The following is a 15,039-nucleotide window of genomic DNA, read 5'->3' as shown; positions in this document are numbered from 1 at the left end:
TCGAGGTGCAGCGACCACCACACGCCCACGTACTTCGCGGGCTTGAACCAGCTCACGTCGCCGAGCGCATTGGGCTCGTTGAGGTTGAGCACGAGGCTCGACTCCACGAGCGCGCCGGCGCGGTCACCGATCGTGATCGTGCGCCAGGGCGTCGCGAACGGCGCGGTGCGCCGCACCTTCCAGCCTTCGCTGCCGGGCGCGAGCTGCGTCTTCAGGCGCTGGCCCTCCACCCGCCGCAGCCACATCGCCGCGTAGTCGACCAGCGCGGCCTCGTGGAACGCGAGATAGACGCCGTCGTCGGTACGCGTCGTGATCGGCGTATGCGCCTGCCCGACCTGGTCGAGCCGCGTGGTGTTGTAGAGGTATTCGTAACGGTTCCACTCGCCGGCGGGGATCCACCACGCCTTCGACGCGGGACGCGCGACGTCGAACTCGGTGAGTTCCTCGGTGATCCGCACGTCGTGCAGGGACGGCTGGTCGGGGAATTCGTAGCGGAAGCCGATGCCGTCGTCGAAGACGCGGAACGTGATGTCGATGGCGCGCTTGGCGTTGATCGTCTCGGTGAAGCGCGTACGCAACTCGTTGTAGTGGTTGCGGGTCAGCCGGCGCTCGCCCCACGGCTGCGACCACGTCTCGTCGAACGCGCGCGTCGCCTGCGAGGTGAATGCGAGGTTGCGCTGCAGCTGCTCGGCGTCCTGGAACAGGAAGCCCAGCCGGGACGTGTTGATCAGCGGCGCGCCATCGCGCAGCACGCGGTAGCCGATGCGTCCGTCGTCGACGTCGAGTTCGACGCGCAGGCGGCGGTCGGGCGATTCCACGCTCGCCACCGTGGCCGCGAATGCAGGCGTCGACAGGACGGCGAGGACGATCAGGCAGGCGACGCGAAGGCGCATGGCATCACTCGAGGACGAAGACGGCGGCGGTGCGGGCGGGTACGGTGACGCGGCCGGCCGGATCCCAGCGCGACTCGCGGACGCGTGCGTCGGCGCCGCTGCGCTGCACCGGATGGAGGACGTAGCGCTTGCCCGCCTCGGCCGGAAGCGCGACGGTGCGCGGGGTCGGCGCGGCGTTCACGACGTAGAGCACCTCGCGGGCACCGGCGTTCGGGAGGCCGCGACCGTCGAGGTGGCCGACGATCACCGCGGGATCCTGCGTCGGGCCGGTGTTCGCGAAAGTCAGCCGGCGGCCGACCTCCTCCGCGCTGCGCAGTCGCAGCAGCGGTGTCGCCGCCCGCAACCGCAGCCAGTCGCGGAAGACGTCGCGAGTCCACACGATGTCGCGCGGCGCGGGCCTGATGGACGCATCGCGCAGGAACGGTGCGAGCAGCGGCCAGTCCTTGCCGTTGTCCGCCTCGCGCGGAAGCCCTGTGCCGAAGCCGTTGTCGACATACGTCCAGTCGAGCCGGTTGAAGGCATCGCCGGAATCGAAGCTGTTGCGGTCGAGCGACTTGCTGCGCAGCACGTCGATGCCCGCGTGGAAGTAGGGCATGCCCTGGCTGAGCGCGACGATGGCGATGCCGAGCGCCTGCACGCGCGCACGGTCCTCGCGCGAGGTGCCCGCGGGCAGCCGCAGCGCATTCAGGTCGAACAGGGTGAGGTTGTCGTGGTTCTCGACATAGTTGACGACCTCGTCCGGCTGCGCGGCGTAGCCGGCAGGCTGGCCCTTGTAGTCGAGCGCGGCGAGCGGCGCGGTGCGGCCGTCTGCCAGCGTCGCCCGGTAGTCGCGCAGCGTGCCGGCGAGTCCGGCGCGCACCAGGTCGGCCGCATGCAGGGCCTCCGTACGGCCGCGCTTCGGGTCGGCCTGCGCGTTCGGCGCGTCGACGAGCCCGTTCAGCCAGCCCTGCTGGCGCACGAGGTCGAGCCCGCCATCGCAGCAGCCGCCGCCGCGCAGCGCATCCCGCGCGCGGTCGCTGAACGTGCCGATGTGCGTGCCGTCGAGCCGGCCCTGCGCGGCCTGCACGAATCGCGCCCCGTTCTCCACCTCGCCGAAGTTCCAGCCCTCCCCGATCAGCGGAACTTCGTGACCCACCGCCGAACGCAGCGCGGCCTGCGCGCGTTCCATCGCGACCCGCGGCTGGTGGCCCATCAGGTCGAAGCGGAACGAGTCGATGCCGTAGTGCTTCGCCCACGTCACCAACGTGTCGGCCATCAGCCGCGCCATCATCCGGTGTTCGGTGGCGGTGTTCTCGCAGCACGTGGAGCGCGTCACCGCACCGTTCGCGTCGCGGCGGTGGTAGTAGCCGGGCACGATGCGGTCGAGCACGCTCGTGGCGGCCTGTCCGGACGTGGTCGTGTGGTTGTAGACGACGTCCATGCCCACGTGCAGGCCGAGTGCGTGCAGCGCCTGCACCATCGCGCGGAACTCGCGGATGCGCGAGGTGGCGTCCGGCGACGTCGCGTAGCTGCCTTCGGGCACGCCGAAGTGGTACGGGTCGTAGCCCCAGTTGAAGCAGTCGCGTGCGGCGAGCGCGGCGATCGCAGCCTGCGGCGCCGGGCTGTCGGGCGCGCCGCCCGGAATCGCCGGCGTGACGCAGCCGCGTTCCGGCACGGTCGCGATGTCGAAGACGGGCAGCAGGTGCACGTCGGTGAGCCCCGCCGCCTGCAGGGCGCGCAGGTGGCGCATGCCGTTCGAGGCGGCGTCGGTGAACGCGAGGTAGCGACCGCGATGCGCGGCCGGAACGCTCGCGTCCCCGACCGAGAAGTCGCGTACGTGCAACTCGTACACCGCCATGTCGACGTTCGACGCCGCGGGTGCCGGCCGCGTGTGCGCCGCCCAGCCCGGTGGCGCGAGAACCGGATCCGCGACGTCGTCGAGGTCGACCACCGCGCTGCGCACCGAATCGGCGGCGAGCGCGACCGAATACGGATCGGTCACGCGGTTGCGGACGATGCCGGTGCCGGGCACGTAGACGTCGACCAGGAAGGCGTAGTGCAGGCCGCGCAGGTCGCCGTCGCGTTGCCCGTGCCAGGCGCCGGTCGTGTCGTCCGCGCGCAATGCGTCGACGGCGGTCGAGGGCGTGGACTCGCCGTCGTACAGGCAGAGCGCGACGCGGCGTGCCGTCGGGGCCCACACGCCGAAGCGCGCCGATCCCCGGTCGACATGCAGGCCGAGGTCTGCGCGGTCGCCGTCGAACGCGGCATCGAGCAGCCCGGCCGACTGGACGTGCGTGGCGTCCAGCACGCGGCCGTCGGCGTCCTCCTGCACCAGCCACCACTGCGCGGCGATGTTGCGGCGGACGGTCGCGGACGACGCGGCGTCGATGCTTAGTTCGACGCCGGGGCCGGTAAAGCGGTAGGCAGCCACGAGCGCGTCGGGCAGAGGCGCCGGGGCGCGTACGAGCGCGATCGAGCCGTCCGCGCCGGCCAGGTGCGCCCCGCGTGGCGCGGACAGCGCGGCGTCGGTGGACCAGGCGAGCCGGTAGCGACCGTCGACCGCCTTCCCCGGCCAGCGCAGCGTCGAGACGTCGAGCCAGTAGGCCCGTGCGTCGCTGCGGGCATCGCGGGCGGGCGACAGCAGGCGCGCGCGATCCGGGCCGTCGCAGTCGAGATCCGCGGCCTGCGCGAGGCCTGCGAAGGCGAGACAGGCGAGCAGCGCGAGGCCGCGGCGCGCCCGGGACACGGCCTCAGCCGACGCGGGCGTAGAAGGCGCCATGCGGCGGCAGGTGCAGGCGCCCGCCCTCGGTGCGGGCGTGCACGACGCCCGGTGCGTCGAGCGGCGTCAGCTGCGTGAATTCGAGCGGGCAGTCGACCGCCGCGCCCGACAGGTTGAAGGCCACCAGCAGTCGCTCGCCGGCCTGCTCGCGGACGAACGCCAGCACCGGTTCCGGGGTGTCGAGGAAACGGATGTCGCCTTCCACGAGCTCGGGCCGGCTGCGACGCCAGGCGAGGAAGGCGCGCACCGCGTTCAGCACCGACGCCGGATCGGCGTCCTGCTTCGCGACGCTGCGCGGATGGTGCGATTCCGCAACGGGCAACCACGGCGTGCCGTCGCTGAAACCGGCCTGCGCGCCGCCGTTCCACGGCATCGGCGTGCGGCAGCCGTCGCGGCCCTTGAAGGTCGGCCAGAACGCGATGCCGTACGGGTCCTGCAGCATCTCGAAGGGGACGTCGGCCTCGGGCAGGCCGAGTTCCTCGCCCTGGTAGAGGCAGACCGAGCCCCGCAGCGAGCACACCAGTGCCACCAGCTGGCGCGCGAGCACGTCGTTGCCGCCGGCGCCGCCCCAGCGCGTCACGGCGCGCTGCACGTCATGGTTGCTGATCGCCCAGCACGGCCAGCCGTCGACCATGCTCGCCTCGAGCCGCTTCACGGTGTCGCGGATGTAGGCGGCGGTGAAATCGTCGGTGAGCAGTTCGAACGAATAGCCCATGTGCAGCCGGCTCGGGCGCACGTACTCGGCCATCGTCGCGAGCGAATCCTCCGAGGAGATCTCGCCGAGCGCGGCGACGTCCGGATACCCGTCCATCAATGCACGCACGGCTTCCAGGAACGGCAGGTTTTCGGGCTGCGTGTTGTTGTGGTGGTGGTACTGGAACGCGTACGGATTGTCGGGCGAGAAGCCGCGTCCGGTGCGCAGGTGCTCGGGCTTGGGCGGGTTGTCGCGCAGCTGCGCGTCGTGGAAGCAGAAGTTGATCGCGTCGAGACGGAAGCCGTCCACCCCGCGGTCGAGCCAGAAGCGCACGTTGTCGAGCTGCGCCTGCTGCACGTCGGCGTGGTGGAAGTTGAGGTCGGGCTGGTCGGCCAGGAAGTTGTGCAGGTAGTACTGGCGCCGCCGCGGCTCCCATTGCCAGGCCACGCCGCCGAAGATCGACAGCCAGTTGTTGGGCGGGCTGCCGTCGGGCTTGGCATCGGCCCAGACGTACCAGTCCGCCTTCGCACCCTCGCGCGACTGCCGGCTTTCCCTGAACCACTCATGCTCGACGGAGGTGTGGCTGAGCACCTGGTCGATCATCACCTTGAGGCCGAGCCCGTGCGCCTTGGCGATGAGGCGATCGAAGTCCTCGAGCGTGCCGAACATCGGGTCCACCTGGCGGTAGTCCGCGATGTCGTAGCCGAAATCGGCCATCGGGCTCTTGAAGAACGGCGAGATCCAGATCGCATCGACGCCGAGGCTCGCGACGTAGTCGAGCTTCTCGACGATCCCCGGCAGGTCGCCGATGCCGTCGCCATTGGTATCGAGGAAGCTGCGCGGGTAGATCTGGTAGATCACCGCGCCTCGCCACCAGCGCTTGCTCGTCATCGCTCGCCAAACCCCTGTCGGGCGCGGCGGGCCGCGCAGTCCTCGCGGGAGGATTCCACGCGGGCTGCGGAGCATGCCGGCCCGCCGCGCGGCGCCCGCGCTGAATACGTTTGCAGCGCGATTTGTGCAGGCAGGGCGCTGTCTACCATGCCGCCACGTCGCGTCGTAGCGGCGTGGCACGACGCGGCGATGCTGCATTGCACACCGGCCCGCCGCGAACCTCGCGTCACACTGGCCACTCGACACGGCGCACCACAGGGCGGTCCATGAATTCCATTTCGCAGTCCAAGCCGCGGCTCACGTTCTGGCAGATCTGGAACATGTGCTTCGGCTTCCTCGGCATCCAGTTCGGCTTCGCCCTGCAGAACGCGAACGTCAGCCGCATCTTCCAGACGCTCGGCGCGGACATGGAGCAACTGCCGATGCTCTGGATCGCCGCGCCGCTCACCGGCCTCATCGTGCAGCCGATCGTGGGGCATTTCTCCGACCGCACGTGGACCCGCCTCGGCCGGCGTCGCCCGTACTTCCTCGTCGGCGCGATCCTCGCGACGCTGGCGCTGTTCGCGATGCCGAACTCGTCCGCCCTGTGGATCGCCGCCGGCCTGCTGTGGATGCTCGACGCCTCGATCAACATCTCGATGGAGCCGTTCCGCGCCTTCGTCGGCGACCAGCTGCCCGTCGCGCAGCGCGCCACCGGCTATTCGATGCAGAGCTTCTTCATCGGCGTGGGCTCGGTCGTCGCCAGCCTGCTGCCGTACCTGCTCACCCACCTCGGCGTGCCCAACACGGCGGGCGAGGGCGTGGTGCCCGACACGGTGCGTTACTCGTTCTACTTCGGCGGCGTGGTGCTGCTCGCGGCGATCCTGTGGACGGTGCTGCGCACCCGCGAATACCCGCCGGACGCGCTCGACCGCTGGGACGAGGCCCCGCCCGCCACGCCGCGGCCGCGCGTGCCGGCCCGCATGCGCACGAGCGCGCTCGCCTGGCTCGTGGCGGGCATCGCGCTGCTCGCCTTCGTCTATGCGCGGGGGCTCGACAAGCAGCTCTACGTCCTCGGCGGCCTGATCGCGGCCTACGGCGTCGCGCTGCTCGTGCGCACGATGGTGCGCGGCACCGGCGCCTTCGGCGAGATCATGGACGACCTCTACGACATGCCGCCGACCATGCGGCAGCTCGCGGTCGTGCAGTTCTTCAGCTGGTTCGCGCTGTTCGCGATGTGGATCTACACCACCGGCGCGGTCACCTCGGTGCATTTCGGCAGCACCGACCCGACGTCGGCCGCCTACAACGAGGGCGCCAACTGGGTGGGCGTGCTGTTCGCGGCCTACAACGCCTTCGCGGCCGTCGCGGCGATCTTCATCGCGCGCATGGCGCACCGCATCGGCCTGCGCCGCACGCATCTGGTCAATTCGATCCTCGGCGGGCTCGGCCTGCTGTCGATGATGTTCATCCGCGACCCGCACTGGCTGCTGCTGTCGATGGTCGGCGTGGGCTTCGCCTGGGCGTCGATCCTGTCGCTGCCCTATGCGCTGCTGTCGGACAGCGTGCCCGCCGCGAAGATGGGCGTGTACATGGGCATCTTCAATTTCTTCATCGTCATCCCGCAGCTGGTCGCGGTGGCCGTGCTCGGCTTCCTCGTCGAGCGCGTCTTCGGCGGCCACCCGATCAATGCCCTCGCGATCGGTGGCATCAGCATGATCGTCGCCGGCCTCTGCGTGCTTCGGGTGCGCGAGCCCGAGCCGCGCGCGGCGCGCCTGGCGGCCGCGTCGTGAGCCGCCACGCGCGTCCCGTCGCGCTGGCCTTCGCACTGTCGCTCGTGCTGCCGGCGGCCGCGCAGCAAGCGGACACGCGTCTGAGCGCGCGCACCTTCGTCGGCACCACCGAGCCGCTGGCGAGCGATGCGGTCTATTTCGTCGTGACCGACCGCTTCGTCAACGGCGATCCGTCGAACGACCAGCGCGAGCAGGGCGGCAGGGTGCTCCACACGTTCGACCGGCCGACGCCCGGCGCGCCCAAGGGCCGCAGCGACAACATCGGCTACATGGGCGGCGACTTCAAAGGCCTGCTCGACAACGCCGACTACATCCGCGACATGGGCTTCGGCGCGGTGTGGATCACGCCGATCGTCGACAACCCCGACGAGGCCTTCACTGGCGGCGATCCCGTGAAGTGGGGCGGCATGTGGACCGACCGCGGCAAGACCGGCTACCACGGCTACTGGGGCGTCGACTTCTACCGCCTCGACGAGCACCTGCCGAGCGCCGGCCTCGACTTCCGTGGGCTCACCGCCGGGCTGAAGCGGCACGGGCTCAAGACCGTGCTCGACATCGTGGCCAACCACGGCTCGCCCGCCTACTCGATGCCGAAGCCGCAGCCGAAGTACGGGCAGATCTTCGAGGACGGCGTGCTGCGGGCGGACCACCAGAACCTGCCGCCCGCGAAGCTCGATCCCGCGAACAATCCGCTGCATCGCTGGTACAACACCGGCGGCGGCCTCGCGCAGCTGTCGGACCTCAACGAGAACGAGCCCGCGGTGCTCGACTATTTCGTCGGCGCGAATTCGAAGTGGATCGACGAGGGCGCCGATGCCTTCCGCATCGACACCATCGGCTGGATGCCGAATTCGTTTTGGCATGCCTTCAGCGAACGCATCCGCCGCAAGCGCCCGGGCTTCTTCATGTTCGGCGAGGCCTTCGACTTCGACGCGGCGACGATCGCCACGCATACGCTGCCGCGCAACGCGGGCGTGAGCGTGCTCGACTTCCCGCTAAAGGAGCGCATTGCCGAGGTATTCGGACGCAAGGGCGGCGGATTCGAACGCATCGCCGAGCGCCTCTACCTCACCGACGGCCCGTACGCGAACCCGTACGAGCTGATGACGTTCTACGACAACCACGACATGGCGCGGCTCGACGCGACCGATGCGGGGTTCATCGACGCCCACAACTTCCTGTTCACCGCGCGCGGCATCCCCGTCATCTACTACGGTTCGGAGATCGGCTTCGAGCGCGGCACCGCCGAGCACGCCGGCAACCGCAACTACTTCGGCCAGAAGCGGATCGAATCGGCGAAGTCCAACGCGATCCATGACGCCTTGCGCCGCATCGCCCGCGTGCGCCAGGCGACGCCGGCGCTGCAGCGCGGCCTGCAGCTCAACCTCGAGTTCAAGGGCGACCGCGCGGCGTTCTACCGCGTCCTGCAGACCCGGGATGCGCAGCAGACCGCGCTCGTGCTGCTCAACAAGGGCGCGCGGCCGACCGAGTTCCGGATCGATCGTCGGCTGCAGCGGGGCACGTGGAAGGCGCAGATCGGCGGCGCGAGCATCGCCGTCGCGGCCGGCGGCGCGCTCACGGCAACGGTGCCGGCGCACGGCGTCGAGGTCTTCGTGCTGGATGGCCCGGTGACCGATCCCGGTTTGCGGGCGGACCTGCAGCAGGCCGAGGCCCGCAAGTCGCGGCGCTGAGGCTCAGGTCGCCGCGAACGACGACTTGCGCACCACCAGCGACGCCGGGAGCATCGCGCTCTCGGCCGCTTCCTCGCGCACCAGTTGCATCAGCGTGGCGACGAGCAACTGGCCGGCGCGCGTGGTGTCCTGCACGACCGTGGTGAGCGGCGGCGTCGCGAAGCGCGCCATCGGGATGTCGTCGAAGCCGACGATCGACACGTCTTCGGGAATGCGCAGGCCCGCTTCGCGCAGCGCGCGCATGGCGCCGACGGCGATCAGGTCGCTCGCGGCGAAGACCGCGTCGAAGGGTCGGCCGCGCGACAGCAGCTCGCGCGCGGCGGCGTGGCCGGCCTCCTCGCTCGTCTCGGCGTCGACCTGGAGTTGCGGATCCATCCCGTCCAGCCCGGCGGCGGCGAGCGCCTGGCCGCAGCCGGCGTAGCGGTCGAGGAATTCCGGGTAGTGGCTGGAGGCGTGGCCGAGGAAGGCGATGCGGCGACGACCGCCCGCGATCAGGTGCTCGCCGGCCAGCCGCCCGCCGTGCTCGTTGTCGCAGCCGATCGAGACCCCTGGCTGGCCCGGCGCCACGTTGCCCCACCGCACGAAGTGGGTGCCGCGCTCGACCAGCGCATCGAGTTTGTGCCGATAGGTTTCGTAGTCCCCGTAGCCGAGCAGGATCAGGCCGTCGGCCTTCATCGTGTCCTCGTAGTCGGAATGCCAGTCCTCGGACAGCTGCTGGAACGAGACCAGCAGGTCCTGCCCGTGGCGGGCGCAGGCGCGCGTGATCGAGCCGAGCATCGCCAGGAAGAACGGGTTGATGTGCGACTCGTCGGGCGTCGGGTCCTCGAACAGCAGCAGGGCGAGGGTGCCGGATTTCTGGGTCCGCAGGCTGGAGGCGCGGCGGTCGACCTTGTAGTTGAGCTCCCGGGCCACCGCTTCGACCCGCTTGCGGGTCTCCTCGTTCACCAGCGGGCTGCCGCGGAGCACCCGCGAGACCGTCGCCTGGGAGACGCCGGCCCGGTAGGCGATGTCGAAGGAGGTGGGCCTGGATTTCTTGGTCATTCCGGCCGGAGTGTAGCCGCCGCCCGCACCCCTGCCATCGGTCAGGGCTGGAAAAGGCGCGGGGGCGCCCGCATCGTCGTTGTTCAGGCCGGTACGGCCGGTTTTACCCGCAGCGAACAGGTCAATCGGCATCCTGTCCGGTCAGCCGTTCCAGCACTGCAACACTCCGGAACTTCCGGGCCCTTTAGCAGTCAAAGGACCCGACTGCTAACCTAGAGCCTATGACCACGACAGCCGCCACCGCTCTCGTTCCGAACAACCTCCCGGTCGCCTCGCTGGCCGGCCTGAGCCCGCTGGGCTCGCTCGAGGCCTACATCGGTGCGGTCAACCGCATCCCGGTGCTCAGCGTCGACGACGAGCAGGCGCTCGCGCGCCGCTACCGCGACCACGAGGACCTCGACGCCGCCCGCGAGCTGGTGCATTCGCACCTGCGCTTCGTCGTGCACGTCGCCCGCGGCTACAACGGCTACGGGCTCGGCCTCGGCGACCTCGTGCAGGAAGGCAACATCGGCCTGATGAAGGCGGTGAAGCGCTTCGATCCCGACCAGGGCGTGCGCCTGGTCAGCTTCGCGGTGCACTGGATCCGCGCCGAGATGCACGAGTTCATCCTGAAGAACTGGCGGATCGTCAAGGTCGCCACGACCAAGGCGCAGCGCAAGCTGTTCTTCAACCTGCGCAAGAGCAAGACGCGCCTGGGCTGGCTCAACGCGGAGGAAGTGCGCGCGGTCGCCGCGGACCTCAACGTGTCCGAGCGCGAGGTCGTCGAGATGGAGTCGCGCCTGTCCGGTCGCGACATCGGTTTCGACGCGCCCGACGACGGCGACGAGGACGGCCCGCCGAGCCCGGTCGCGTATCTCGCGGCGCAGGGCGAGGATCCGTCGCAGCTCTACGAGCGCGAGGACGAGGAGGGCAGCCAGCTCGACGTGCTGCGCGAAGGCCTCGCCGAGCTGGACGCGCGCTCGCGCGACATCGTCAAGCGCCGCTGGCTCGACAGCGAGAACAAGATCACGCTGCAGGAACTCGCCGACGAATACGGCGTCTCTGCCGAGCGCATCCGCCAGATCGAGGCGAACGCGCTCAAGAAGATGCGCGCGCTCTTCGCCGCGTAATCGCATCGCACGGCGTTCTGGTGGGCGGCCCGGGAAACCGGGCCGTTCTCTTTTGGGGCGTCCGCAGCGTCGCTCACGCATCGTCGCGGCGCGCTGCGTTATACGGGAGCACCCGTTCCGAGTCGCGCCATGGACCCGTCCACGCCGCCCATCCACGTCGATGCGGTCACGGCCGCCGGCGAAGTCAGCCTTCGCTTCGATCGGTGGTTCGAGCAGCACCATCTCGACCTGCCCCCGGAGACGCGCGCGCAGTTTGTGCAGATGGGCATGGAGGCGCTGCAGCGCTGGCCGGAACGCTCGAGCGGCGAAGTGCTCGACGAACTCATCGCCGAACTCGACACGCGCCTGGGCGAGATCGTCGACGACACCGCGTCGGCGGCGCAGGCGCGTCGCGGCGATGCCTCCACGCGCCCGCGCGGCCTCGCCCGCCTGTTCGGACGCCGCAGCGACCGCCGGCACTGATGCGCCGCGAGCTTGTCCGCACGAGCCGTTTCCTGAGCCGCGTGCTGCGGCATGCGCCTGGGTCGATCGGGCTCGACCTCGACGCCTCGGGCTGGGCCGACGTGGACGCGCTGATCGAGCGGGCGAACCGCCATGGCGTCGCGCTCGACGATGCGCTGCTGCGCGAAGTCGTCGACAGCAACGACAAGCAACGCTATGCCTTCGATGCCCAGGGCCTGCGCATCCGCGCGAACCAGGGCCATTCGATCGACATCGACCTCGGGCTGGTGCCCGTGGAGCCGCCCGCGCGGCTCTACCACGGCACCGCGACCCGCTTCCTGCGCTCGATCCTGCGCGACGGCCTGCACCCGGGCCGGCGTCGCCACGTGCATCTGTCGACCGACCTCGACACCGCGCGGCGCGTCGGCGCCCGCCACGGCATGCCCGCCGTGCTCGGCATCCATGCGCACGCGATGCGCACGGCGGGCCACGTCTTCCATCGCTCGGAGAATGGCGTCTGGCTGGTCGACCGTGTGCCGCGTATGTTCATCGAGTATCCGGACACCGGCGGGGCGCGCTCGTCCGATATCGCGACCGTCGATGACCGCGGCTAGGGATTGCAGGCGGCGAGTGCCGGGCAATGGAGCCGGCGCTCCTGAACGTTGCGCACGAGCCTCTATCGGGAGGCACGCATGCGCATCGGGCTGATTTCCGATACCCATGGCCTGCTGCGCCCCGAAGCCGTCGACGCCCTGCGCGGCAGCGACCACATCCTCCACGCCGGCGACATCGGCGATCCCGCGATCCTCGAGCAGCTGGCCCGGCTCGCGCCCGTCGACGCGATCCGCGGCAACAACGACACCGCCGCCTGGGCACGCGACCTGCCCGACACGCGCATCGTCCGGCTCGGCGGCATCGCGATCTACATGCTGCATGACCTCAAGACGCTCGCGGGGCATCCGCCGGGCGAAGCGGTCGCGGTGATCGTCGCCGGGCACTCGCACAAGCCGTCGATCGAAAGACGCGATGGCGTGCTTCAGGTGAACCCGGGCAGCGCGGGACGCCGACGCTTCAGCTTGCCGATCACCGTCGCGGAGCTGGTGATCGATGTGGGCCGGATTGACGCGCGCATCGTTCCGTTGCTGCTCGACGCCTGAGGCACCGACCGCCGTCCGGCGTGCCGGACGGCGGTCGGGTCTCAATGCGCGGGTGCAGGCTGCGGACGCGCCGGCGTGAACTGCGGGTCCTGCCGCCGCGCCTGCAGCTTCACCGCCACCGCGTGCATCTCGCGACTGCTTTCCGCCACCGACTGCCGGCTCGCCTGCGGCGCGCTGATCGCGTCGGTCGTGCGGTTGAGCCCCGGCTCGTCGCGCATCGGGTTCACCTGCACCGCGCGCACGAGTGTATTCGTCGCGTTGAACTCGACGCGATCGACGCGGGTAATGTTTTCACGCAGCAATTCGGTCGTCAGCGCGGCGGCGATACGCTCGCTGTGCGGACCGGGCGTGGTGCCCCTGGCGCGCTCGGCCTCCCGTACCTTTTCGAGCGCCTGCTCGTACAGCGCATGGTGCGGGTGCCCGGCGGACGTCACCAGCCGCGCAGTGGCATCCTGCAGTGCCTTCTGCGTGAGAGGTCCGAAGTAGCCCTGATCGTTGAGGCCGTGGTCGTGCTGGAAGCGCCGTACGGCGTACAGCGTCGCGGCGTCGAATCGGCCATTCGCCGGCAGTAGCGAGCCCTGTTCGTCGCGATAGTCCAAGCGATCGAGATGCTGCTGCAGGGCGCGAACCTGCGGGCCCGATTCCCCCGTCGTCAACGCACCATCTGCCATCGCTCCTGGGCGCCCGTGTGACACGGGCGTGTGTGGAGGCAGCGCGCTGGCGCCCTGTGCAATGGGCGCCAAGCGGTCGAGGTAGCCCTCACGGAAGCGGCGGTTCCACTCGTCTGCCGCGTCGATCCGGTGCCGTAATGCGTTCTGGCCGCCGTTGATGTCGCGTGTGGCCGCGGGCACGTCCGTCTGATGTCCGTTCGCGCGGACACGTTCATTCCAATAAAGAATTGCGATCTTCGCGGCGATCTCCCGCTCGGCTGCACGCTCGGGATGGCCCACCAGATCGATGCCGAGCTTGCGCCCCACCTCCTCGTAGTGGTCGCGCCCGGTCAGCTGGACATAGCCACGTCCGCGGAATTTCCAACCGTCTCCGGCCTCTGTGTTGCCCAGATTGCGTGCTCCCCACGGTCCGCCGTAGACCGCCTCAGCGATGCCCTCGGGTCCCCTGCTGGTGATTGCCTGTGCTTCCGCTAGTGTCGTCAACCCGTTGCGACCATCGTGCCAACGGCCATGGCGGTCCGTGTACGGGCCGAAGACCTCCAGCAGGCGCGTCGCCGAGTAGCGGGTGCTCTCCGTCATGCTGCGGAATCCGCCGGACTCCACCTGGATCTGGCCCATGAAATTGGCCAGTTCTCGTAGGTCGGTGATGCCGGCTTGCCGGGCCGCTTGCAGCAGGTACACGTCATTCCCGTTCGTGCTCATGTCCTTCCTCCTTGATGGTTGATACGCGGACGCTACTGCAGGCCCTTCGCGACGCGGGGGTCCGGGGACCACTCACGGGTCACCCGGATCACGTCCACCGAATCGCTTTCCTCCAGCGTTTCCATGGCACAGGCAAGATCCGCGATCTTCTGTCCCGACCTGTTGAAGACAGCGACGCCCGCGCGTGCAAGCCCCGCATCGCCCGAGATCGAATACAGCGCGTAGGTCGTCGATGTGACGTCGAACGAATAGGCATAGCCACCGGTCGCGCCTGCGAATAGGAGCGACGTGCGGTGGAATGACGCGTCCACCGCTCCTTCGTTGGCCGGGTAACGCAGTTCTGCATGCGTCGGTGTGCCAAAGCGGTAGAACGCAGTCTCCGCCGAGGTCCCGCGCATGCACAGCGCAGCCGTCTTTCCACTTCCAGCGGTACGGCATGCGAACAGGGTGGAAGTGCCACCCGCACAGCCATCGTTGCGGTACACGGCACCCTCCGACTGGGCGGTGGACGCGTGTGCAGCGCGGGCCGATGCTCGAGTCACGGGCTCGCGGTGCTCGCGGGAGGCGCTCGCCTCGGTGCCGCGGGAGGTCGTCCCGGCGTCGCCGGCGTGCATGTCGGGCACCGCCGGGGCGTCGGCGGTGCTACGGGGCGCGACTGTTTCCCGGGAGCATGCGACGAGCGCTGCTCCGGCCAGGAAAAGAGAAAATATAGGGCGCTTCATGGTCGTCCTCCTTGAGAAAAATGAAACGTGTGCGCACAACGACGACCCTCAGCGACAGGCCGATTGTGATATGGGACAGCATCGCCCGCTCGCCGAGACCGGCCGATGCGGCAGTCGTAGCGAGTACCCGGGGCAGCTAGGGATGTTCGTGCACGTCCTTGGCAGATGCATGGCCCCGTCCTGGGGCGGCGATGGCGAGGCCTCAGCCTATCCGGTCCGCCAGCAACTGCTCCAGCTTGACCTGGTCCTGGGCGAAGTTGCGGATGCCCTGCGCGAGCTTCTCCGTCGCCATCGCATCCTCGTTGTGCTGCCATCGGAAGGCAGCTTCGTCGATGCGAGCGGGCGCGGTGTCGCGGGTGCCGTCGGCGACCAGCGCGCGCGCGAGCGGCGCCTCGCTCGCCTGCATCTCGCCGAGCAGGTCGGGGGAGATCGTGAGACGGTCGCAGCCCGCCAGCGCGGTGATCTGCGATCAGCGGCTTGCCGCCGGCCGGCAGCAG

The 15,039-nt window shown here is 69.7% G+C and carries 13 protein-coding genes; 6 read left to right on the top strand and 7 right to left on the bottom strand.

Going from position 1 to position 15,039, the window contains the following annotated elements; genetic code table 11:
* The 3 genes from ACY35P_RS12740 to ACY35P_RS12730 all read right to left on the bottom strand — a co-directional run.
* On the bottom strand, positions 1 to 893 hold an 893-nt coding region (locus ACY35P_RS12740), incomplete at its 3' end, for a glycoside hydrolase family 97 N-terminal domain-containing protein (protein ID WP_462116209.1).
* A 4-nt stretch (positions 894 to 897) separates the two neighbouring features.
* Positions 898 to 3,618, bottom strand: a complete 2,721-nt coding sequence (locus tag ACY35P_RS12735) for an alpha-1,6-glucosidase domain-containing protein (RefSeq protein ID WP_462116208.1) — start codon at positions 3,616 to 3,618, stop codon at positions 898 to 900.
* A gap of 4 nt (positions 3,619 to 3,622) precedes the next feature.
* Positions 3,623 to 5,236: an alpha-glucosidase family protein gene (locus ACY35P_RS12730; RefSeq protein WP_462116207.1), complete on the bottom strand. Its 1,614-nt coding sequence runs from the start codon at positions 5,234 to 5,236 to the stop codon at positions 3,623 to 3,625.
* A gap of 266 nt (positions 5,237 to 5,502) precedes the next feature.
* Between ACY35P_RS12730 and ACY35P_RS12725 the strand changes: the two genes are divergently transcribed.
* Together ACY35P_RS12725 and ACY35P_RS12720 are read left to right on the top strand one after the other, a co-directional pair.
* A complete protein-coding gene (locus ACY35P_RS12725) occupies positions 5,503 to 7,008 on the top strand; it encodes an MFS transporter (protein WP_462116206.1) in 1,506 nt (501 codons plus the stop codon).
* A gap of 23 nt (positions 7,009 to 7,031) precedes the next feature.
* Entirely contained in the window at positions 7,032 to 8,699 is a 1,668-nt protein-coding gene (locus ACY35P_RS12720) for an alpha-amylase family glycosyl hydrolase (RefSeq protein ID WP_462116211.1), read from the top strand.
* 3 nt (positions 8,700 to 8,702) lie between these two features.
* On the opposite strand, the gene ACY35P_RS12715 is transcribed toward ACY35P_RS12720, so the two are convergent.
* On the bottom strand, positions 8,703 to 9,740 hold the full coding sequence (locus tag ACY35P_RS12715) for a LacI family DNA-binding transcriptional regulator (RefSeq protein ID WP_462116205.1): 1,038 nt from the start codon (positions 9,738 to 9,740) through the stop codon (positions 8,703 to 8,705).
* Between the two features lie 221 nt (positions 9,741 to 9,961).
* On the opposite strand from ACY35P_RS12715, the gene rpoH reads away from it, so the two are divergent.
* From rpoH to ACY35P_RS12695, 4 genes are all read left to right on the top strand, one after another.
* Positions 9,962 to 10,849 carry an RNA polymerase sigma factor RpoH gene (gene rpoH / locus ACY35P_RS12710; RefSeq protein ID WP_462116204.1) on the top strand — a complete coding sequence of 296 codons (888 nt, stop codon included), beginning with the start codon at positions 9,962 to 9,964 and terminating at the stop codon, positions 10,847 to 10,849.
* Between the two features lie 129 nt (positions 10,850 to 10,978).
* Entirely contained in the window at positions 10,979 to 11,311 is a 333-nt protein-coding gene (locus ACY35P_RS12705; RefSeq protein WP_462116203.1) for a hypothetical protein, read from the top strand.
* Positions 11,311 to 11,904, top strand: coding sequence for an RNA 2'-phosphotransferase (locus ACY35P_RS12700; protein WP_462116201.1), 594 nt, complete (start codon positions 11,311 to 11,313; stop codon positions 11,902 to 11,904). The genes ACY35P_RS12705 and ACY35P_RS12700 overlap by 1 nt, the downstream gene beginning before the upstream one ends.
* 78 nt (positions 11,905 to 11,982) lie before the next feature.
* Positions 11,983 to 12,447: a metallophosphoesterase family protein gene (locus ACY35P_RS12695; RefSeq protein ID WP_462116200.1), complete on the top strand. Its 465-nt coding sequence runs from the start codon at positions 11,983 to 11,985 to the stop codon at positions 12,445 to 12,447.
* A gap of 41 nt (positions 12,448 to 12,488) precedes the next feature.
* Here the strand turns inward: ACY35P_RS12695 and ACY35P_RS12690 are convergent, their stop codons facing one another.
* From ACY35P_RS12690 to ACY35P_RS12680, 3 genes are all read right to left on the bottom strand, one after another.
* Entirely contained in the window at positions 12,489 to 13,820 is a 1,332-nt protein-coding gene (locus tag ACY35P_RS12690; RefSeq protein ID WP_462116199.1) for an XVIPCD domain-containing protein, read from the bottom strand.
* Positions 13,821 to 13,852: 32 nt separating this feature from the next.
* Positions 13,853 to 14,542 carry a hypothetical protein gene (locus ACY35P_RS12685; protein ID WP_462116198.1) on the bottom strand — a complete coding sequence of 230 codons (690 nt, stop codon included), beginning with the start codon at positions 14,540 to 14,542 and terminating at the stop codon, positions 13,853 to 13,855.
* A 202-nt stretch (positions 14,543 to 14,744) separates the two neighbouring features.
* Positions 14,745 to 14,996 (bottom strand): transaldolase family protein, encoded by a 252-nt coding sequence (locus tag ACY35P_RS12680; protein ID WP_462116210.1) that lies wholly within the window; start codon positions 14,994 to 14,996, stop codon positions 14,745 to 14,747.
* Between the last annotated feature and the right edge of the window lie 43 nt (positions 14,997 to 15,039).

Source organism: Lysobacter xanthus (genome assembly GCF_047159895.1).
This window is presented reverse-complemented; position numbering and strand designations above follow the sequence as displayed.

Excerpts from the sequence above, each read along its gene's own strand:
- ACY35P_RS12730 (WP_462116207.1), bottom strand. The coding sequence starts at position 5,236 with ATGACGAGCAAGCGCTGGTGGCGAGGCGCGGTGATCTACCAGATCTAC.
- ACY35P_RS12725 (WP_462116206.1), top strand. The coding sequence starts at position 5,503 with ATGAATTCCATTTCGCAGTCCAAGCCGCGGCTCACGTTCTGGCAGATC.
- ACY35P_RS12715 (WP_462116205.1), bottom strand. The coding sequence starts at position 9,740 with ATGACCAAGAAATCCAGGCCCACCTCCTTCGACATCGCCTACCGGGCC.
- rpoH (WP_462116204.1), top strand. The coding sequence starts at position 9,962 with ATGACCACGACAGCCGCCACCGCTCTCGTTCCGAACAACCTCCCGGTC.
- ACY35P_RS12705 (WP_462116203.1), top strand. The coding sequence starts at position 10,979 with ATGGACCCGTCCACGCCGCCCATCCACGTCGATGCGGTCACGGCCGCC.
- ACY35P_RS12700 (WP_462116201.1), top strand. The coding sequence starts at position 11,311 with ATGCGCCGCGAGCTTGTCCGCACGAGCCGTTTCCTGAGCCGCGTGCTG.
- ACY35P_RS12695 (WP_462116200.1), top strand. The coding sequence starts at position 11,983 with ATGCGCATCGGGCTGATTTCCGATACCCATGGCCTGCTGCGCCCCGAA.
- ACY35P_RS12690 (WP_462116199.1), bottom strand. The coding sequence starts at position 13,820 with ATGAGCACGAACGGGAATGACGTGTACCTGCTGCAAGCGGCCCGGCAA.
- ACY35P_RS12685 (WP_462116198.1), bottom strand. The coding sequence starts at position 14,542 with ATGAAGCGCCCTATATTTTCTCTTTTCCTGGCCGGAGCAGCGCTCGTC.